The sequence below is a fragment of the Nocardiopsis sp. iso_237 genome (assembly GCF_056173345.1).
Genome location: NZ_CM149669.1, coordinates 5,779,199 through 5,798,495, shown reverse-complemented (window position 1 = coordinate 5,798,495; position 19,297 = coordinate 5,779,199). Strand labels below are relative to the sequence as shown.

Annotated in this window: 17 protein-coding genes; 13 read left to right on the top strand and 4 right to left on the bottom strand. The window is 71.4% G+C overall.

What is annotated here, in order from left to right:
• Window positions 1-11: 11 nt before the first annotated feature.
• The 4 genes from nuoL to AC0VYM_RS26040 all read left to right on the top strand — a co-directional run bounded on the left by nuoL (window position 12) and on the right by AC0VYM_RS26040 (window position 6,399).
• Window positions 12-1,958, top strand: a complete 1,947-nt coding sequence (gene nuoL / locus AC0VYM_RS26055; protein ID WP_475463248.1) for an NADH-quinone oxidoreductase subunit L — start codon at window positions 12-14, stop codon at window positions 1,956-1,958.
• The gene (locus tag AC0VYM_RS26050; RefSeq protein ID WP_475456445.1) at window positions 1,959-3,596 is read left to right on the top strand and encodes an NADH-quinone oxidoreductase subunit M; all 1,638 of its coding nucleotides are present in this window, start codon (window positions 1,959-1,961) and stop codon (window positions 3,594-3,596) included.
• Complete coding sequence (nuoN, locus tag AC0VYM_RS26045; RefSeq protein WP_475456443.1) at window positions 3,593-5,254, top strand: NADH-quinone oxidoreductase subunit NuoN; 1,662 nt, start codon at window positions 3,593-3,595, stop codon at window positions 5,252-5,254. Before AC0VYM_RS26050 ends, nuoN begins: the two co-directional genes overlap by 4 nt.
• 140 nt (window positions 5,255-5,394) lie before the next feature.
• Window positions 5,395-6,399, top strand: a complete 1,005-nt coding sequence (locus AC0VYM_RS26040) for a polyprenyl synthetase family protein (RefSeq protein WP_475456441.1) — start codon at window positions 5,395-5,397, stop codon at window positions 6,397-6,399.
• 108 nt (window positions 6,400-6,507) lie between these two features.
• Here AC0VYM_RS26040 and AC0VYM_RS26035 read toward each other — a convergent pair whose 3' ends face one another.
• The gene (locus AC0VYM_RS26035) at window positions 6,508-7,530 is read right to left on the bottom strand and encodes a hypothetical protein (RefSeq protein ID WP_475456439.1); all 1,023 of its coding nucleotides are present in this window, start codon (window positions 7,528-7,530) and stop codon (window positions 6,508-6,510) included.
• Between the two features lie 153 nt (window positions 7,531-7,683).
• Between AC0VYM_RS26035 and AC0VYM_RS26030 the strand changes: the two genes are divergently transcribed.
• Together AC0VYM_RS26030 and AC0VYM_RS26025 are read left to right on the top strand one after the other, a co-directional pair.
• Window positions 7,684-8,640, top strand: coding sequence for a serine/threonine-protein kinase (locus AC0VYM_RS26030; protein ID WP_475456437.1), 957 nt, complete (start codon window positions 7,684-7,686; stop codon window positions 8,638-8,640).
• Window positions 8,641-8,752: 112 nt separating this feature from the next.
• Complete coding sequence (locus tag AC0VYM_RS26025; protein ID WP_475456435.1) at window positions 8,753-9,940, top strand: FAD-dependent monooxygenase; 1,188 nt, start codon at window positions 8,753-8,755, stop codon at window positions 9,938-9,940.
• Between the two features lie 64 nt (window positions 9,941-10,004).
• Here the strand turns inward: AC0VYM_RS26025 and AC0VYM_RS26020 are convergent, their stop codons facing one another.
• From AC0VYM_RS26020 to rarD, 3 genes are all read right to left on the bottom strand, one after another.
• Window positions 10,005-11,285, bottom strand: coding sequence for a hypothetical protein (locus AC0VYM_RS26020; protein WP_475456433.1), 1,281 nt, complete (start codon window positions 11,283-11,285; stop codon window positions 10,005-10,007).
• Window positions 11,286-11,467: 182 nt separating this feature from the next.
• Window positions 11,468-12,319: a hypothetical protein gene (locus tag AC0VYM_RS26015; RefSeq protein ID WP_475456431.1), complete on the bottom strand. Its 852-nt coding sequence runs from the start codon at window positions 12,317-12,319 to the stop codon at window positions 11,468-11,470.
• Window positions 12,320-12,432: 113 nt separating this feature from the next.
• Window positions 12,433-13,344 carry an EamA family transporter RarD gene (gene rarD, locus AC0VYM_RS26010; protein WP_475456429.1) on the bottom strand — a complete coding sequence of 304 codons (912 nt, stop codon included), beginning with the start codon at window positions 13,342-13,344 and terminating at the stop codon, window positions 12,433-12,435.
• A 100-nt stretch (window positions 13,345-13,444) separates the two neighbouring features.
• On the opposite strand from rarD, the gene msrA reads away from it, so the two are divergent.
• The 7 genes from msrA to hppD all read left to right on the top strand — a co-directional run bounded on the left by msrA (window position 13,445) and on the right by hppD (window position 19,252).
• Window positions 13,445-14,110, top strand: coding sequence for a peptide-methionine (S)-S-oxide reductase MsrA (msrA, locus tag AC0VYM_RS26005; RefSeq protein ID WP_475456427.1), 666 nt, complete (start codon window positions 13,445-13,447; stop codon window positions 14,108-14,110).
• Window positions 14,111-14,287: 177 nt separating this feature from the next.
• Complete coding sequence (locus AC0VYM_RS26000; RefSeq protein WP_475456425.1) at window positions 14,288-14,617, top strand: hypothetical protein; 330 nt, start codon at window positions 14,288-14,290, stop codon at window positions 14,615-14,617.
• A 32-nt stretch (window positions 14,618-14,649) separates the two neighbouring features.
• Entirely contained in the window at window positions 14,650-15,258 is a 609-nt protein-coding gene (locus AC0VYM_RS25995) for a hypothetical protein (RefSeq protein ID WP_475456423.1), read from the top strand.
• A 49-nt stretch (window positions 15,259-15,307) separates the two neighbouring features.
• Window positions 15,308-15,943: a DUF6518 family protein gene (locus tag AC0VYM_RS25990; protein ID WP_475456421.1), complete on the top strand. Its 636-nt coding sequence runs from the start codon at window positions 15,308-15,310 to the stop codon at window positions 15,941-15,943.
• A 122-nt stretch (window positions 15,944-16,065) separates the two neighbouring features.
• Entirely contained in the window at window positions 16,066-16,773 is a 708-nt protein-coding gene (locus tag AC0VYM_RS25985) for a DUF6518 family protein (RefSeq protein WP_475456420.1), read from the top strand.
• A gap of 157 nt (window positions 16,774-16,930) precedes the next feature.
• Window positions 16,931-17,950 carry an acyltransferase gene (locus tag AC0VYM_RS25980; protein WP_475456418.1) on the top strand — a complete coding sequence of 340 codons (1,020 nt, stop codon included), beginning with the start codon at window positions 16,931-16,933 and terminating at the stop codon, window positions 17,948-17,950.
• Between the two features lie 255 nt (window positions 17,951-18,205).
• Window positions 18,206-19,252 (top strand): 4-hydroxyphenylpyruvate dioxygenase, encoded by a 1,047-nt coding sequence (gene hppD / locus AC0VYM_RS25975; RefSeq protein ID WP_475456417.1) that lies wholly within the window; start codon window positions 18,206-18,208, stop codon window positions 19,250-19,252.
• Window positions 19,253-19,297 lie beyond the last annotated feature (45 nt).

Below are 19,297 nucleotides of genomic sequence, written 5' to 3'. Positions count from 1 at the left end.
GCGACGTGGCAGTGACACAACATCACGCGTACCTCGCCGCCGATCCCGTGGTGGCGACCACGGCCGACAGCGCGGTGCTGTCGAACGCCTGGCTGCTGATCGCCCTGCCACTCGTGGGCGCGGCGATCCTGCTGCTGGGCGGGCGGCGCACCAACGGGTGGGGGCCGCTGCTGGCCACCGCCCTGCCGATCGGCTCCTTCGTCTGGGCGGTCCTCGCCCTGTTCGACCTCCTCGGCCGGAACGCGGCCGAGCGGTCCGTCTCCGTGCCGGTCTACGAGTGGTTCGCGGCGGGTGACTTCTCCGCCCGGATCAACCTCCTGGTGGACCCGCTCTCGATCAGCTTCGTCCTGCTGATCACCTTCGTGGGCTCGCTCATCCACGTCTACTCGCTCGGCTACATGGCCGACGACCCGGCCCGGCGGCGGTTCTTCGCCTACCTCAACCTGTTCGTCGCGGCCATGCTCGTGCTGGTCCTCGCGGACAACTTCGTGCTGCTCTTCCTCGGCTGGGAGGGTGTGGGCCTCGCGTCCTACCTGCTCATCGGGTTCTGGCAGTACAAGCCCACGGCCGCCACCGCGGCCAAGAAGGCGTTCTTGATCAACCGGGTCGGTGACGTCGGCCTGCTCGTGGCGATCATGGTGATGTTCACCGTGCTCGGCGCGGTGAGCTTCAGCGACGTCTTCGCGGCCGTCCCCGGCGCCAGCGACGGCGTCCTCCTCGCCATCGGCCTGCTCCTGCTCCTGGGCGCCTGCGGCAAGTCCGCGCAGCTCCCGCTCCAGGCGTGGTTGCTGGACGCCATGGAGGGCCCGACCCCGGTGTCGGCGCTCATCCACGCCGCCACCATGGTCACCGCGGGCGTGTACCTGATCGTGCGCGCCGGACCGATCTTCGAGGGCGCCCCGGTGGCGCAGACGGTCGTCATGACGGTCGGCGCCGCCACCATGATCGCGGGCGGCCTGATCGCCTCGGCCAAGGACGACATCAAGAAGTCCCTGGCCGGTTCCACCATGAGCCAGATCGGCATGATGGTGCTGGCCGCCGGGCTCGGCCCGGTCGGCTACGTCGCCGCCATCGCCCACCTGATCACGCACGGCTTCTTCAAGGCCGGGCTGTTCCTGGGCGCCGGTTCGGTCATGCACGGCATGAACGACGGCGTCGACATGCGCCGGTACGGCGGCCTGGCGTCGAAGATGCCGATCACCTTCGCCACCTTCGGCCTCGGCTACCTCGCCATCATCGGCGTCCCGTTCCTGTCCGGCTGGTGGACCAAGGAGAGCATCATCTCCGCCGCCTTCGGCATCGGCGGGACCGCCGGGGCGGTCTTCGGCACCGCGATCATCGCGGGCGCCGCGCTCACCGCCTTCTACATGTCGCGGATGGTCTTCATGACCTTCTTCGGTGAGAAGCGCTGGGACGAGGGCGTGCACCCGCACGAGTCGCCGGTGAGCATGACCGCCCCCATGGTGGTGCTGTCGATCGGGTCGGTCGCCCTCGGCGCCTTCCTGGTCTTCGGCGACCGGTTCGCGGGCTTCCTCGCCCCGGCCATCGGCGCCGAGCCGCACCACTTCACCGTGGGCCACGCCTTCACCGCGCCCTACGGCATCGCCGCCCTGGTCGTGCTGGTCCTGGGCGTCGCCCTGGCCTGGTTCATGTACCTGCGCAGGCCCGTGGCGCGCACCGCGCCCAAGGGCAACCTCGTCACCGACACGGCCCGCAACGAGCTGTACGGCAACGAGATCAACGAGGGCCTGTTCATGCGCCCCGGCCAGGTGCTCACCAGGGCCCTGGTCGTCATCGAGGACAAGGTCATCGACGGCGCGGTCAACGGGATCGGTGCCGGGGTCGGAGACTCCTCCACCGGACTCGGCAGGACACAGACCGGGTTCGCCCGCACCTACGCGCTCACCATGCTCCTCGGCGCCGTGATCGTCGCCGCGACGCTGGTTGTGAGGTTCTAAATGTTCCCCTGGCTCACTCTTGCGATCGCGCTCCCAGCGATCGGCGCGGCCGTCATCTGGGCGCTGCCGCGCGTCAAGGCCCCGGCGGCGTCGGGCGGTGCCACGGCCTCGGTCGGCGCCGAGTCCGGCTCCGGCACGGCCACGGCCACCAAGGCCCGTCCCGCCACGGGCGGGGCGGCCTCGGCCGAGCCCGCCAAGCGCCTGGCCCTGGGCTTCTCCGTCGCGACCCTCCTGCTGGTCGTGGCCATGGCCCTGAACTTCGACACCTCCGGGGCGGGGGGCCTCCAGTTCGAGGAGGTCTACCCGTGGATCCCCTACTTCGGGATCCACTTCGCGGTCGGCGTCGACGGCATCGCCCTCGCGCTGATCCTGATGTCCGTGGTCCTCGTGCCGCTCGTGGTGCTGGCGGCCTGGCGGGAACACGACGACCGGGACGACGGCGGACGCGGCTACTTCGCGCTCATCCTCGCCCTCGAGGCGATGATGATCGGTGTCTTCGCCGCCACCGACGTCTTCCTGTTCTACGTGTTCTTCGAGGTCATGCTCATCCCGGTCTACTTCATGATCGGGCGCTACGGACGCGGCGCCGACCGCGCCAAGGCGGCCATGAAGTTCCTGCTGTACAGCCTCGCCGGCGGCCTCATCATGCTGGTCGCGGTGATCGGCGTGTACGTCATCGGCGGGACCTTCCTGTGGACCGAGCTCACCGACCCGGGCGGCGCCCTCGCGGCCGTCGACCCGGCCACCGCCCGCTGGCTCTTCCTCGGGTTCTTCATCGCCTTCGCGATCAAGGCCCCGATGTGGCCCGTGCACACCTGGCTGCCCGGCGCCGCCGGGTCGTCCAGCCCCGGCACCGCCGTTCTGCTGGTCGGCGTGCTGGACAAGGTCGGCACCTACGGGATGCTCCGGTACTGCCTGGAGATGTTCCCGGCGGCCGTGTCGTGGTTCGTGTGGCCCGTGGTGGCGCTCAGCCTGGTGAGCATCTTCTACGGCGCGATCCTCGCGATCGGCCAGAGCGACATGATGCGCCTGGTCGCCTACACGTCGGTGTCCCACTTCGGCTTCATCACCCTGGGCATCTTCGCCCTGACCGAACAGGCCCAGGCCGGGGCCGCCCTCTACATGGTCAACCACGGGTTCGCCACCGGCGCGCTCTTCCTGATCGTGGGCTTCCTCGTCGCCCGCCGGGGCAGCGCGCGGATCGAGGACTACGGGGGCGTCCAGAAGGTCGCGCCCAAGCTGGCCGGGGTCTTCCTGATCGCGGGTCTGGCCGGTCTGGCGCTGCCGGGCCTGGCGCCCTTCGTCAGCGAGTTCCTGGTGTTCGTCGGCGTGTACGCCTTCAGCCCGGTACCGGCGGTCATCGCCGCGCTCGGCGTGGTCCTCGCGGCGCTCTACATCCTGTGGATGTACCAGCGCACGATGACCGGTCCCACCCCGGAGAAGCTGTCCGCCCTGCCGGACCTGTCCGGGCGTGAGACCTGGGCGGTCGCCCCGCTGATCGCCCTGATCATCGCGTTCGGCGTCTACCCGCAGCCCCTGCTCAACGTGATCAACCCCGCCGTCGAACGCACCGTGGAGGCCCCGGCCGACACCGAGGTGGCGGTCGCGGACGGCGACGCGGAAGGAGACGAGGAGTGATCCCCCTCAATCTCGCGGACGGGGCGCCCCCGGCGCTCCACGGAGTCACCGAGGCTCCGCCGGTCCTGGACTGGTGGCTGCTCGCACCGTTCCTGGTGCTGTTCGGCGCCGGTGTGCTGGGCGTGCTCCTGGAGGCCTTCTGGCCCAAGGGGTCCCGCCGCACCGCGCAGATCGCCCTGGCGGCGGTCGCCCTGCTGGGCGCGTTCGTCCTGCTGGTCCTCCAGGTGGAGGCGGTCGGTGACGGCACGACCATCGCCAACGGCGTGCTGGCCGTGGACCGGACGGTGCTCTTCTTCCAGGGCACCATCACCGTGCTGGCCCTGATCAGCCTCATGCTGATCGCCGAGCGGCGGGACGGCCGGGACGCGTTCTCGGCCCAGGCCGCCACGGTCCCGGGCAGCGAGGAGGAGCGGACGCACATCCTCGCGGGCTCGCAGCACACCGAGGTGTACCCGCTGGTGCTGTTCGCGGTGCTGGGCATGCTCATGTTCCCGGCCTCGAACGACTTCCTGGTCATGTTCATCGCGCTGGAGGTCATGAGCCTCCCGCTGTACCTGCTCTGCGGGCTGGCCCGCAGGCGGCGCCTGTTCTCGCAGGAGGCCGCGGTCAAGTACTTCCTGCTGGGCGCGTTCTCCTCGGCGTTCTTCCTGTTCGGCATCGCCATGGTCTACGGCTACGCGGGTTCGGTGAACTTCGGCGTGATCCGCCAGGCCGTGGAGTCCGGCGGGGCCGAGATCTTCCAGGACGGCAACGGTGAGCCGCTGCTCCTCATGGGCGTGGGCCTGGTCGCGATCGGCCTGCTGTTCAAGGTCGGTGCCGTGCCCTTCCACAACTGGAAGCCGGACGTCTACCAGGGCGCCCCGACCCCGATCACGGCGCTGATGGCCTCCTGCACCCTGGTCGCCGCCTTCGGCGCCCTGCTGCGGGTGTTCTTCGTGCCGTTCGGCACCTCGGTGGCGATCTGGGAGCCGATGCTGTGGACGGTGGCCATCCTGACGATGGTCGTCGCCGCGATCGTGGCCGTCACCCAGCGCGACGTGAAGCGGCTGCTGGCCTACTCCTCGGTGGTGCACGCCGGGTTCATCCTCACCGCCGTGGTCGCGGGCAGCGTCGAGGGCCTCGCGGGCGCCATGTTCTACCTGGCCGCCTACGGGTTCACCACGCTGGGCGCGTTCGCCGTCGTCACCCTGGTGCGTACCAGGGACGGCGGGCAGGAGCTCGGGGACCTCGACCGGTGGGCGGGGCTCGGACGCCGTTCCCCCGGGCTGGCCCTGGCCCTGTCGCTGTTCCTGCTGGCCTTCGCCGGTATCCCGCTGACCAGCGGTTTCATCGGCAAGTTCGCGGTGTTCGAGGCGGCCGTGGCGGCCGGAGCGACTCCGCTGGTCGTCATCGGTGTGCTCAGCAGCGCCGTCACCGCGTACTTCTACGTGCGGATCATCGTTGTGATGTTCTTCCGGGATTCCGAGGGCGAGGGTCCCACGGTGGCCCGTGCCGGAGTGCTCACCGGCGGCGTGATCACTGTGGGTGTGGCGGCGACCCTGGCGCTCGGGATCTTCCCGGGGCCCGTCCTGGACACCCTTCTGCCGTCCGGCGAGCCGGGTCAGGAACCGGCCGCGGTGATGGTCGACCAGGTCACGGAGGTATCCGCCGACGAGTGAGCGCCGACCCGGGTGTGGCTTTGGACCTTCATTCCGGGTCGGATACCGTGGCAAGTCGGATCATGTTCATGTGCTGAGCGTGTGGTGGCCCCCTCCCGAGGGGGCCACCAGCACGCCCGTTCAACAGGTGGAGCTTTACGGTGAGCGGTGCTGTCCCGAGCGGTTTTCTCGCTCTGCCGAGAGTCGACCCGACCCTCGCCCGGGAGGTCCAGGACGACCTGGAGAAGGTCGAGGAGCTGCTGAGGGAGTCGGTGCGGTCCAGCGACCCCATGCTGACCGAGGCCGCCTCCCACCTGCTGGCCGCCGGAGGCAAGCGCTTCCGCGCCATGTTGGTGCTGCTCGCGGCGCACTTCGGTGACCCCCGGGTCCCCGACCTCATCCCGGCGGCGGCCGTGGTCGAGCTGACCCACGTGGCCACCCTGTACCACGACGACGTGATGGACGAGGCGGAGCTGCGCCGGGGCGAGCCCAGCGCGAACCAGCGCTGGGGCAACACCATCGCGATCCTCACCGGCGACTACGTGTTCGCCAAAGCTTCGACCATGCTCGCGGACCTGGGCACCGAGGCGGTCCGCCTCCAGGCCGAGACCTTCGCGCGCCTGGTCCAGGGGCAGATCCTGGAGACCTCCGGGCCGCGTGACGGGATCGACCCGCTCGACCACTACCTCAACGTCATCGACGACAAGACGGCGTCGCTGATCGCCTCGTCGGCCGAGTTCGGCGGCATGTTCGGCAAGGTCGACCCGGAGACGGTGAGCACCCTGACCCGCGCCTGCGACGCGCTGGGCATGGCGTTCCAGCTGGCCGACGACATCCTGGACGTGGCCAGCGAGAGCGCCGACTCGGGCAAGGTCCCCGGCACGGACCTGCGCGAGGGCGTGCTGACGCTGCCGATGTTCTACGCGATGCGCTCCCAGGACCCGGCCGACGAGCGGCTGAAGTCGCTGCTGGGCCGCCCGCTGGTCGACGCCGAGGCCGAGGAGGCCCTGGGCCTGCTGCGTCCGCACCCGGCCATGGCCGAGGCCGACGCCACCCTGCGCGGCTGGTCCGAGAAGGCCCGTGCGGAACTGTCCACCCTGCCGGACATCCCGGCGCGGGACGCCTTCCTGGCCCTGTGCGACTACGTGGTGGAGCGCTCCGGCTGATCCGCCCCCAGACACGTCGCGGGCCCCGCCCGGAACCACGGTTCCCGGCGGGGCCCGCGTGCGTGCGGGGGAGGACCGGGGCGCGCACCCTGGCCGGGGCGCGGGGGCTCAGACGGCGGGCAGCGGGACGCCCAGCCTCTTCCGGGTCCGCGCGTACTCGGCCGCCGGACTCCGGGACATGTACCCCCACAGGTTGCCCTGGCCGAAGGGGACGACGGTCCCGGCCCGTTCGAGGGCGGCCGCCGCGCGCTCGTCCTCGAAGCACAGGGTGAGCGCGGAGCCGAAGGCGTGCGCGTCGCGGGCCACCAGGGGGTAGTCCGGGTCGCCCTCCAGCCAGCGGTCGGCGGCTTCGACGATCTCCGCCGTCACCGCCGTCTCCGTGTAGTGGATCGTGAGCAGGTCGCGCGTCTCGCTGACGGTCTCGGCCTCCTGCTCCCTGATCCAGTAGATGGCCTTCTCGTAGTGCGCCTGGGGGACCAGGACCAGGGAGCGGTCCCCGGCCGGGGCCTCCCGGGCCACCTCCCGCGCGAAGGCGAACATCTGCTCCTCCGAGCCCGACCACTTCCGGCACAGCACCTGGAGCCGGGACTCCAGGGAGGCGTGGTGGCGCGGGTCGAGTTCGACGATCCGCTCCCACATGTGGTCCAGCTCCTCGCGCGGCAGGCCGGACCCGAGCCCGAACCACTGGAGCTGGTCGAGGGCCGTGGGGGTCAGGCTCATCCGGGCCGCGTACGCGAGCGGCTCGAAGGCCGAGGCCAGCGTCTCCCGGAAGCGCTCGAAGCGGTCGTGCCCGACGTCCTTGGCCCATCGGCCCGAGCGGATCTCCCAGGCGGCCTTGATCCGGGTGACGCCCGCCCACATGAGCAGGTCCGGCTCCGGGTCCGGCTGGTCCATCCCGGCCTCCATCGCGTCCAGGAGCGCGGTGCCCTCCTTGGAGAGCACGTGCAGGCGCAGCGCGCGCAGCTGGGGGTCATCCACGGCCAGGAGGGCCAGCCCCGCGGTGAGGTCGCCGTCGAGGACGGCGGGCAGGGCCGCGGTGAGCTCCGGGTCGTGCCAGGCGTCGCCGTGGGTGAGGCCGTGTCTGCGCACGACCTGATCATCGCTCCGGCCGAGGAGCTTGTTGAGAACCATGTCCTGATTCTTGTGCCCCGTGAAGAGGACGAACGCGACTTACGGGATCGAAACGGCAACGGTTCGAGGATCGGGTGAGGGCCGCAACCGCCAGCGCCCTTCCGACGTCTCATCCGGTGACGTCCCCTCGGTCCCCGACGGAAGGGCGGACCCATGCCGCACCGCTGGTTCACCGGCCCCGAGCCCCTCGCCGCGGGCGACCCCGAGCGGGTGGGCGGGCACACGCTGGCCGGACGGCTGGGGGAGGGGCGGTCGGGCACCGTCTACGCGGCGCTGGGGCACGACTCCCAGCCCTTCGCGCTGCGCGTCTTCCACTCGGGGTTCGCGGAGGACCCCGGTTTCCGGGCGCGGCTCCGCAGAGAGGTCGACCTGGTCCGTGGGATCTCGGGACCGTTCGTCGCCCGCCTCCTCACCGCAGACCCGGACGCGCCGCGTCCGTGGCTGGCGACGGAGCTGGTCCCCGGGCCCGCTCTGGACCGGTGGGTCCGGCACGGGGGGCCGCTGCGCGGCGGCGCCCTGCTGGGTGTCGCGGTGGGGACGCTGGACGCCCTGCGGACGCTGCACAGCCGGGGCGCGGTCCACCGGGACCTGCGGCCGGGCAACGTGCTCCTCACGTCCGGGGGCCCGAGGGTGCTCGACGCCGGGATCGCCCGAGCCCTGGACGCGACCGTGCTCAGCCGCACCGGCGGACCGTGCGGGGACTCGGGCTGGATCGCGCCCGAGAGGTACCGGGAGGGGGTCTCCGCGCCGGGCGGGGACGTGTTCGCCTGGGGCGCGCTGACGGCGCTGGCCGCGACGGGCCGGGAGCCCTTCGGAACGGGGACGCCGCAGGAGGTGGCGGGGCGGGTGCTCTGGGAGGAGCCCGACCTGGAGGGGGTCCCCGCCGATCTGCTCTCCCCGGTGGCGGCGGCGCTGGACAAGGACCCGGACCGGCGGCCGGGGGTCGGGGACCTGCTCCGGGAGCTGACCGGGCAGGCCGAGCCGTCCGAGGAGGTCGTGGCCGCAGCGGGGCGCGACTGGCCGGGGAGCGCGCGGCCCCCGGAGCGCCGGGGGCGGTGGTCCTGGCGGTGGCCGGGGCCCCTCACCCTGCTCCGGCCGCAGGGGCACTGACCCTCCGGGGCTGAGTCGGGGCTGAGTCGGGGGTGTCCCCGGGGCGGGGGCGTTGACGAGGATTTGAACGTACGTACAATCAAATCACTGCGCTCGTTACCGGGAGGCCGACATGACCCCAGCACGCGTCCTCATCTCCGGCGGAGGGATCGCCGGTCCCGCCCTGGCCCACTGGCTGCGCCGCCACGGCATGCGTCCGACCGTCGTGGAACGGGCTCCGGCGGTGCGGGGCGGCGGCCACCGCCTCCAGATCGACGGCGCCGGTGTCGACGCCCTGCGCCGCATGGGCCTCCTGGCGGAGCTCCGCGGGCTGGGCGTCCCCTCACCGGACGGGATCCACCTCGACTACGGAGGGAGCCGGGAGGTGGTCATCCCCGGTGTGCCCGCCCTCGTCTCCGGCGAGCCGGGGCTCGTGCTCCGCAGGGGAGACCTGTGCGAGGTGCTCCACCGGCACGTCCGCGACGGCGTCGAGTACCTGTTCGACGACTCTGTGACCGCGCTCCACGAGTCCGAGGACGCGGTCACCGTGAACTTCCGCAACCGGGAACCGCGCTCCTTCGACCTCGTCGTCGGCGCGGACGGCATGCACTCCCGCCTCCGCTCACTGGTCTTCGGCCCGGAGGACGCCTTCCGGCGGTACCTGGGCACCAACCTCGTCCTCTTCGACCTCGACCGCCACCGCGCCCCCACCGGCCACGTGGTCGGACGCATCAGACCCCGGCGCGGCGTGCTGCTCGCCCCCCTGCCTGATCCCGCGCGACTGGAGTGCACGATCCTCACGCGGGACCGGGACCCCGTGACCGACCCCGAGGCGCACCTGGTGGCGGTGCGGGAACGCTTCGCGGGCGACGGCGAGGGGACCGCCCGGGTCCTCGCCGCCATGGAGGACGCACCGGCGGTGCACGTGGCACCCAGCGCGCAGATCCGCATGGACACCTGGACCCGGGGCCGGGTGACCCTGCTCGGGGACGCCGGCTACTGCCCCGACCCGATGACCGGCCAGGGCAGCACCCTCGCCCTGGTGGGGGCGTGCGTCCTCGGCGGCGCGATCGTCCGGGCGGGCGGCGACCACCGGGCCGCCCTCCCCGCCTATGAGCGGGCGATGCGCGCGTTCGTCGACGCCAACCTGGCCATGGGCGGCACGAACACCGCGGTGGCCGCCCCGGACACCGGCCCGGCCGGGCTGAGGGCGCGCGCGTGGGCCCTGCGCGGCCTCACCCGGCTCTCCTCCCTCGTCGGGACGACACCCGCGCTACGGCGGGCCTACGAGTTCCCGCTCGCGGAGCACGTCCCGCAGTGAGCGGACACGACGGCGGCGCCGCCCCGGTGTGTGGGGCGGCGCCGCGATGACGGTACGGGGAGGACTACCTGACGAGGGGGAGCGCCTCGGAACCCGGCAGGTCCATGAAGGTGGGGTGCTGGACCATGCCCTCGGGGGTCTCCTGCTCGGCGGTGCCGCCCTCGATCGAGACGAGGTCGCTGGTGTCCAGGTCGTTGAGCAGGTCCGTGCCCCGGCTCAGGCCGTGGACCAGGTCCTCGGCGGTGGTGGTGTCGATGCCCTCGGCGACCTGCGGCAGCTGCGCGTCGGCCAGCGGACCCTGGAGGGAGACCGGCTCCGCGGAGCCGAGGTCGGACGCGCCGGTCATCAGGGCGTCGGTCAGGTCGGTGACGCGGGGCGCCTCCGGGGCCTCCGCGAGGGTCGCGGGGGCCGCGGGGGAGCTCTGCGGAACGGTGGTGAGGTCGCGGTCCTCCCAGGCGCGGTTGCCCACCATGCCCAGGACCTCCTCCTCACCGAGGTTCACGTAGTTGTCGGCGGTCAGCTCGGTGGCCTCGACGACGTCCTGGAGCTGGTCGGGGGTCTCCAGGCCGAAGGCGGCGGCCAGGTCCCACATGTTGGGCGCGGTGAGGTCGGCGCCCTCGGGCGGGACGGCGGCGCTCGTGTGGACGGGCGTGGGACGGGGCTCGGACAGGGCGCTGACCGGGTTGAGCTCGTTCAGCACCAGGGCGTTGTCACCGGTGAGGTCGGTGACGTTGCCCGCGACGTCGTTCAGGGAGGGCGCCTCGCTCAGCTCGGGCAGGCGGCGCTCCTCCAGGCTCGGCAGCCGGGTGGTGTCCAACTCGGGCAGGACCAGCATCTCGTCACGCAGGTCGGCGGCGGCCTGGACCGTGTGGGGCAGCACCTCTGTGGCGGTGGACTCCGTGGTCGTGCCCGCCTGACGGGCGGTGTCCTCCACGGCGGTCCCGGCGTCCTGGGCCGTGGACTCCAGGTGCCGTCCCACCGTGTGGCCGACGGTGTCGTGCGGGTCGCCGTCCAGGCCGGTGGCGTCCTGCGTCTTGGTGACGGTCTCGGAGAGCGGGGAGTCCGGGAGGACGGCGCCCAGGTCGGGGGCGGGCTTCTCGGCCTTGGCGGTCTCCTGGAGCTCGGCCAGCGCGCGGTCGGCGATCGGGGTGACGCCTTCGGGGGCGAGCGTGTTCACGGCCGGGGCCACGCCCTCGACGAGCGCGCGCTCGACGACGGGCGCGAGCTCCTGGGCCGGGGTGGCCAGGCCCTCGGCTCCGGCGACACCGGCGCCGAGGGCCACGAAGCCCGCGGTACCCGTGACGAGGAGTACGGCTCGGGCGGAGAAGCGCTTGGTGTGCGTCATGGTTTTCCTTCCCTGGTGAAGCTCTGGATGAACGGGACGGCCGGGCGGCCGTGCGGAGCCGGGGCGGACCACCGGCTGACGTGAATCACGTGAACGAGGGCACGGGACTCAGGTCAGCTCCCAGGAGGAACGTGCTGGGAACGGTCCGGGGGCGCCTCAGGCGCCCGGGGCGGGACCGTTCGCTAGTCCGGCGAGACCGTCAGGTCGTCGGCCGGGTCGGCGGGCACGGTGTGCAGCCGGTGCGCGGCCAGGCGCACGGCGTCGGCGGTGGGCGCGGGAAGCGGCGCCGCCGAGAGGTAACCGGCGACGGAGGGCACGGGGGCCGGTCCGTTGGCGGTGGGCGCGGGAGACCCGGTGGCGGGCTGTACGCGCTGGTGGTCGGGGGCGCCGTCGGCGTCCTCGCGCTCGGAGTCGTCCGTCCCGGAGCTCGGTGTCGCGGCGGCCTGGTGCGAGGTGGTCGCGGGCGGCACGGGGACGCCGTGGCCCTCGGGCCGCTCGGCGCGCTCGGGGTCCGCGTCCTCTTCGGAGACCCGGTCCTCCCCGGTCTCCTCCGGGGCGTCCGTCTCACGGGGCGCACCGGGCTCGGACAGCGGCAGGCCCTGGACCAGGCCGTGCTCGGCCGTGTCCCCGCGGCGGTCGATCTCCGCGACGAACCCGCGCACCTCGGCCACGGCGGGCTCGGGCAGGCTGACGGCGGCCTCTGCGGTGTCGGCGGTGCCCTTCTCCAGGCGCTGGTGCACGGTGCCGAGGGTGGTGGCCACCGGCGCGGTGACCTCCTCGGGCACGAGGCCCAACCTCGGCGCCTCGCCCAGCCCGAGGGCCTCGCCCGTGGCGGAGGCGGTCTCGGAGACCGGGGTCCCGAGGGCACCCGAGCCCAGGGCCGCGGTGTCCGCCTGCGCCGGTGCGGCACCGAAGAGCCACAGCACGGCGAGGAGGGCGCCCAACACCAGGGGCAGGACGATCGCGGAGGGCACCACCGCGCACGCGGCCGAGGCGGCACGGAGCGTGCCGGTTCGGCTGGTGCGAGGAATCAAGGGGGCCCTCCGGGACGTGTGACCAGGTCGGGGCGGGGCAGAGCCCGGCGCCCACGACCTGACGTTAGCACAGTGTCACGGAGGGTAGTTTTGTTTGACCGAAACTGTCGGGGTCAGGGTCTGACGGCCTCACGACGGGCCGCCGCCCGGGCCCGCGAGCTGCGCACCTGGTCGAAGACGAAGACGCACACGGCCAACCAGACGAAGACGAACCCGATCCACCGGCTCAGCGGCATCTCCTCGCCCTGGACCAGCCAGCCGATCAGGAAGATCATGGTCGGCGCGATGAACTGGAGCATGCCGATCACGCTGAGCGGCACCTTGCGGGCGGCCACACCGAACAGCAGCAGCGGAAGCGCGGTGACGAACCCGCCGCCCACCAACAGCGCGGTGTGCCCGGGCGAGACCGACAGGGCGGTGCCCGCCCCGGTGGCCTCCAGGTAGACGACGAACCCCAGCGCGGGCAGGAACATCACCAGGGTCTCGACCGTCAGGCTCTGCATGCCGTCGAGGCTCACGTACTTCTTCACCGCGCCGTAGGCGGCGAACGAGGTGGCCATCAGCAGCGAGAGCCACGGGGTGGAGCCGTAGGCGACGGTCATCACCCCGACCGCGACCACGCCGAGCCCCACCGCGACCCACTGGGCGGTGCGCAGGCGTTCGGAGAAGAGGACCACGCCGAGGCAGACCGTCATCAGGGGGTTGATGAAGTAGGCCAGCGAGGCCTGGAGGGTCTGGGCGGTGGAGACCGAGTAGATGAACCCCCACCAGTTCAGCGAGATGAGCACCGCGGCCGCCCCGACCGGCAACAGCTGCCGGGGGTTGCGCAGCACCTGGGGCAGCCAGGACCAGCCGCGCCGGGCCAGCAGGAGGAACACGCACATGGCGAGGAGCGCCCACACCATGCGGTGGGCGAGGACCTCGGCGGGTTCCGAATCGGAGAGGAAGGGCCAGTAGAGGGCGGCGAAGCCCCACATGAGGAAGGCGGTCGCCCCGAGGGCGACACCGCGGTTGGAGTCCGACACAACGGCAATGGTAGGACGAATCCCCCCGCCTGTCTCCTGTCCGTCCCAGCCTGTGGACAACCTCCGGGGAAGCCCTGGACGCGCCGGATAGCCTGGAGACATGTTCGGCAGAAGAACCACCATGGTCGACCCCGCCCAGGCCCTTCCCGGCCGGGACACCGCGATGCCGGTGCCCTTCGGCCACACGGTGCTGGGCACCCGGCTCACCCCGCCCTACCCGGAGGGCAGCGAGATCGCGGACGTCGCGATGGGCTGCTTCTGGGGCGCGGAGCGCATCTTCTGGAGGCTCGGAGCGGAGCGCGGGATCATCACCACCGCCGTGGGCTACGCCGGCGGCTACACGCCCAACCCCACCTACGAGGAGGTGTGCTCGGGCCTGACCGGCCACACCGAGATGGTCCGGGTCGTCTTCGACCCGTCGCTGATCACCTACACGGAGATCCTCAAGGTGTTCTGGGAGGGCCACGACCCCACCCAGGGGCTGCGGCAGGGCAACGACGTCGGCTCGCAGTACCGGTCGGCGATCTACCACCACTCGGAGGCCCAGCGCGAGGCGGCCGAGGCCACCCGCGACGCCTTCCAGCCGGTCCTGACCCGTGCGGGCCACGGCCCGATCACCACCGAGATCGCACCGCTGAGGGCCTTCTACTTCGCCGAGGACTACCACCAGCAGTACCTGTCCGACGCGAAGAACCCCAACGGCTACTGCGGCATCGGCGGCACCGGCGCCAGCTGCCCCATCGGCGTGGCCTCCAGCGACGACTGACCCGTGGCCCTGGCCGCACCCGGCCAGGGCCCAGGTCAGGGCACTCCAGAAGCGTGATCGAAGGGCCTTCGGACACCGGAGTCCGGCCACGTACCGTCGCCCCCTGGTAGAGATGGGCAGTGCCTCCCCCTGCTCTTGGTGATGGCCGCCCATCCCCCGCGTGCCTCCTGGAGACCCATGTCCGACGAAGCCGGTGTCAACCCCTTCGCATCCCTGTCCAAGGCCGAGCTCGCCGAGGAGATGTCCGAGGCGATGGTCTATCTCGGTGTCGACTTCGAGACCGCCGTCGATGACCTGCGCGGTGTGGTTTCCCGGCACGTCACGGCAGGGCTGGGTGACTTCGAGACGGACGCCTTCCAGCACATTCGGTCCGTGGCCGACCATGGCATCGGGCTGGCCATGAACGTCCAGGGAGCCACGATCGAGATCGTCGACACCGACCACGAGAACGCTGAGGCCTACCAGGAGGGGCTGGAGGCGCTGGACCTCCAGATCAACTTCCCCTGACCAGCTCCCTCCGGCAGGAACGGATATCCCCCATGTCTATCCCCGCCATGTCTTTGGGCCTTCCCCCGGACATCGACGCCGAGCCCTCGGCCATCGAGAGCGGCGCGGAGACCCTCGACGGAATCTGTCAGACGATGTACGGGCGAGCCGAAGGCCTGGATGGTCAGTTCAACAGCGCGGCCGTCGAGTTCACCGACCTCGTCTCCTGGGACATCAGTTCCGCTTCGGCCAAGGATCTGGAGTCCTGGCGTGACGCCGGGTCCGCTCTGACGAACGGTGCGGCCGTCCTTCGGCTCTGGGCTGAGGACATCCGGGCCTACCGCCTCATCCGTGCCGAACTCCAGCAGATGAGGAAAATGTCCACATCATCCAGGGCGATGACGACGACATCGAGACTGCGCGGGAGCTGTCCGGTATGGCGAGCGATGGTTTCGGAACGGCGTTGCATACGGAGGAGTTCTATGCAGACCCGGAGAACCCTGGTGAGACTCTGGGCAACCGGCTCGACCCAGAGGAAGACACTGGTCACAGCGGTTACTTCGAGGACGAGGAGAGCCTTGGTTACTTGGGAGATGTTCTCACCGGGGGGCGTCCCTGATGGCTGGCTCCCCCTCCGGCGACCCATTGGAGACAGGGGCTGACCAAGACCCCGGATCATGCCAGCCCTCGGGCCGGGAAGCCCCACCTCAGGTGTGGCCTGGGATCCGTCATCGGTGGCTCCTCCTGACGCTCGCTCTGGGGGCGGGATTCGTCTGCGGATCACTTGCGGCGTTCGTCAACGGGTTACATCCCGAGGACGGCGGGTTCCTGGAACTGTCAGTCGGCCTCTATGTCGTGCCTCCCGTCCTGCTCGGCTTGTTGGCGGCGAGGCCCTGGCTCGCGACGGTCACCGGCCTGTCCGTCTACTTGGCAGCGGTCCTGGGACATCTGATGGTCTCGGTGACGCTCGTGGACGACGTCAACGTGTTGGAGTACCGGGCGTGGGTCTCGGTGGGCCTCGTTGTAGGGCCCCTGCTGGGATTTCTCGGGGACCGGCTCCGCTCGGGGTCCACGTTCGCCCGGGGGTTCGCGGGCGGTCTCCCCCTGGGGCTGGTGGCAGTTTTCGCGTGCCTGTCCTTCCAGGTCTCCTCGGTGTCCGGGAGGGTCGGCGTTCACCCGGTCCCGGTGCTTGTGGAGGCGTTCCTGACCCTGCTGCTGCTTGCGCTCTGCCGAGGTTGGAAGACCCGGAGCACGGCAGTACTGTGCGCGGCGGCGCTCGTCCTGCCGCTGGCCTTCGGAGTGGCCGCCCTTTTCATGCTCGTGTGGGTCGCGAGCGGGGACTACTGACCACATCGACTCCCGATTCCACGGGGTCACCGCGCCATCGGCTCCGGCTGTCGGGTTCGGAGGGTGAGGGCCTCACCGACGTGCCCCCGGATTCCCGGGCTCGCCCGAGGTGGAAGGATTCGATGCGCGAGACCGCAACCGCTGCTTCGAGCCTCGTGCGCCTTCTGGGGCTGGAGGAGCGCCCCGAACCTCCGCTGTCCGCGCTTCGTGCGTTCTGGGACCGACACCTGTGGGCTCTGCTGCTCGCGACCGCTCCGCTGGGCGCGGCGGGTGGTGTGTTATCGGCGTTGTACGTGCTCAAGGTGAACGAGTACCCGAGCGTCTCGTTCGGTCTGTTCGTCCTCCCCACGGTGCTGGCGGGCTGGGCGGCGTCGCGCCCGGGACACGCCACGCTGGCTGGGACGACCACACTGCTGTTCGGGGTCCTCGGGCACTTCGTCGGCTCCCGGTTCGTCGAGTACGCCCAGAACGACCTCGAATACCGGGGGTGGCTCGTCATCGGCCTCGTCTTCGGGGCGCTACTGGGCCATTTCGGCTTCCGGCTCCGTTCTGAGCGGACCATGCGGCGGCTGATGGCCGCCGCGGTGATCATCGGACTCTTGCTCGCTCCCTTGTACGTCTGGCAGGATTCTCCGACCTACCCGCTGAGGTCGGTCGATCCGCGCCTGTACCTCTTCGACCTCTGCGGGGCGGTCCTGGTCCTCCTGGCGTGTCGGGGGCTGGCACCCAAGGTGTTCGCTCTGGTCGTCAGCGCGCCGTTCGCGGTGATCTTCGGCGTCCTGTCGGTGTTCTCCTCCATTTTCCTGTGGGCCTCCGGAGGGGGTCGCTGACCACGGAAGAGACCCGATCACTGACCCCGGGTAACGAAATCCTGACTTGCGTTTCAGGTAACGAACAGATATCGGTGAAGGTGTGCGAGTCGATGAAGCCCCCCAAAACGCCGTAGCCCCGCCTCCCGCCGCCCCGACGGTCTCGAAGACCGCGTGGATGGGTTTCGCGCGGGTGGCCGCCATGGCCGCCGTCGTGCTGGTGCACGCCTATTCGCCGTTCGTGAGCACGACCTACACCGACCTGGGCGGCCCCACCTGGTGGGGGGCGCACGTGGTGGACGCCGCGCTGCGCTGGTGCGTGCCGGTGTTCGTCATGATCAGCGGTGCGCTCCTGCTGCGCCCGCGCGACGAGGACGTCCGGGGGTTCTACCGGAAGCGGTGGGCCCGGATCGGCGTGCCGCTGCTCGTGTGGACCGCCGCCTACCTGCTGTGGCAGTTCTGGCGCGACGGCCTCGGGTTCCCCGACTCCCTGGCCCAGGCGGCCTCGGGATCGCCCTCGATCCACCTGTACTTCCTGTACGTCATCGCCGGGCTCTACGTGTTCACGCCCTTCCTGCGCACGGTGGTGGCGCACACCTCGCGCACGGGCCTGTGGTGGTTCGCTGGCGCGGCTCTGTCGGTGGGCATGGTCGACCAGTTGTCCGCCCTCGTCGACGGGGTCGGCGGGGTCACCGCCGCCACCAGGTTCCTGCCGTTCCTCGGCTACTACCTGCTGGGCTGGCTCCTGGCGGAACGGGAGCAGGGGCCGCGCGACGCCCTCCACGGTTCGGTGGCCCTGGTCCTGGGCACCACCGGGACCGTCCTGGGCGCCTGGGGCGCCGCCGCCACGGCGGGCGAGTGGGGGACCGGTGCCGCGTACGTCTACGACTTCCTGTCCCCGACCGTGATCGTCGCGTCGGTCGGCGCCTTCCTCCTGCTGCGCGCCTGGGGCACCCAGGTGGCGGGGCTGGGCCCGGAGAGCCGGGTGAACCGGTCGATCGCGGTGCTGTCTGGGCTGAGCTTCGGGGTCTACCTCGTGCACGTCATGGTCCTGTACACGCTGCGGGACCTCGGCGGGACCCCCGACGGGCTGGTGGGCCTGACCATCGCCGCCGGGTACGCCGTCGCCACGACACTGATCAGCCTCGTCCTGGTGGCCGTCGCCCAGCGGATCCCCCTCCTGCGCGTCACCGTCTAGGGGTCGAGGGCCCGCGCGGGAGGCGGCCCGGGGCGACCTGGCCACCGGGACACCCGGTTCGCGCCGGACCCCGGAAGAACTTTGGTAACCCCTTGTGTCACACCGGTAACGGGCTCGGCCGGGTGACCAGCGCTTCGTCGCTCGGGGGCCTTTCCCGCCCACTGAGGGCTCCTTTCCCGGGGGAGGGACGCTGCATAGTCTCGGGATCCCGTGGCGCCTCCAGCGCGCGGATCACCGACTTCCAGGGGAGAGTCCATGACGGCCCTGCACGGGTTGACGGTCGACCACCTCAGAATCCACACGGCGGACGCCGAGAAGGCCGCCCTGCGCATGCGCGACGGGTACGGGTTGGGCACCCTGGCCGAGAGCGTCCAGAACGACACCGAGCGGTCCACCATGGTGGGCGCCGGCGACATCAGAATGGTGTTCACCCAGGCGCTCACCGACGACCACCCGGTGGCCGACTACGTCCGCGCGCACGGCGACGGGGTCGCGGACATCGCCCTCACCGCCGGGGACGCCCGGGCCGCCCACGACCTCGCGGTCTCCCGGGGCGCGGAGTCGGTGGCCGCGCCCACCGAACGCGACGGGGTGGTCACCGCCACCGTCGGCGGGTTCGGGGACGTCACGCACACCTTCGTCGAACGCCCTCCCGGCACCGACGTGCGCCGCCTGCCCGGTCTCTCCCCGGTGGCCGGGGGAGGGACGACCGACCTCGGGCTGCTCACCGTCGACCACCTCGCGGTCTGCCTGGCACCGGGGCGGCTCGATCCCACGGTCGAGTACTACCGGAGCGTCCTGGGCTTCGAGGTGATCTTCGAGGAGCGCATCGTCGTCGGTTCGCAGGCGATGGTCTCGCGCATCGTCCGCTCCGCCGGGGGCGACGTCACCCTCACCCTCATCGAACCGGACCAGGACCTCGACCCCGGACACATCGACGACTTCGTGCGCGACCACGGCGGCCCCGGGGTCCAGCACATCGCTTTGAGCACCGCCGACGCGGTGAGCACGGTGCGGGCGCTGCGGCGGCGCGGGGTCGCCTTCCTGTCCACCCCCGGCGCCTACTACAGGCTGCTGGCTGAGCGCCTGGACCTGCGTAGACACACGGTGGACGAGCTCCGGGAGCTGGACATCCTCGTGGACGAGGACCACGACGGCCAGCTCTTCCAGATCTTCGCCCGCTCCACCCACCCGAGGAACACCGTGTTCTTCGAGGTGATCGAACGCCTGGGCGCCACCACCTTCGGCAGCGGCAACATCCGGGCCCTGTACGAGGCGGTGGAGCAGGGGCGCGAGGACTGACACACGGGAGCGGCCCCCGGGGAACGGTACCCGGGGGCCGCTGGG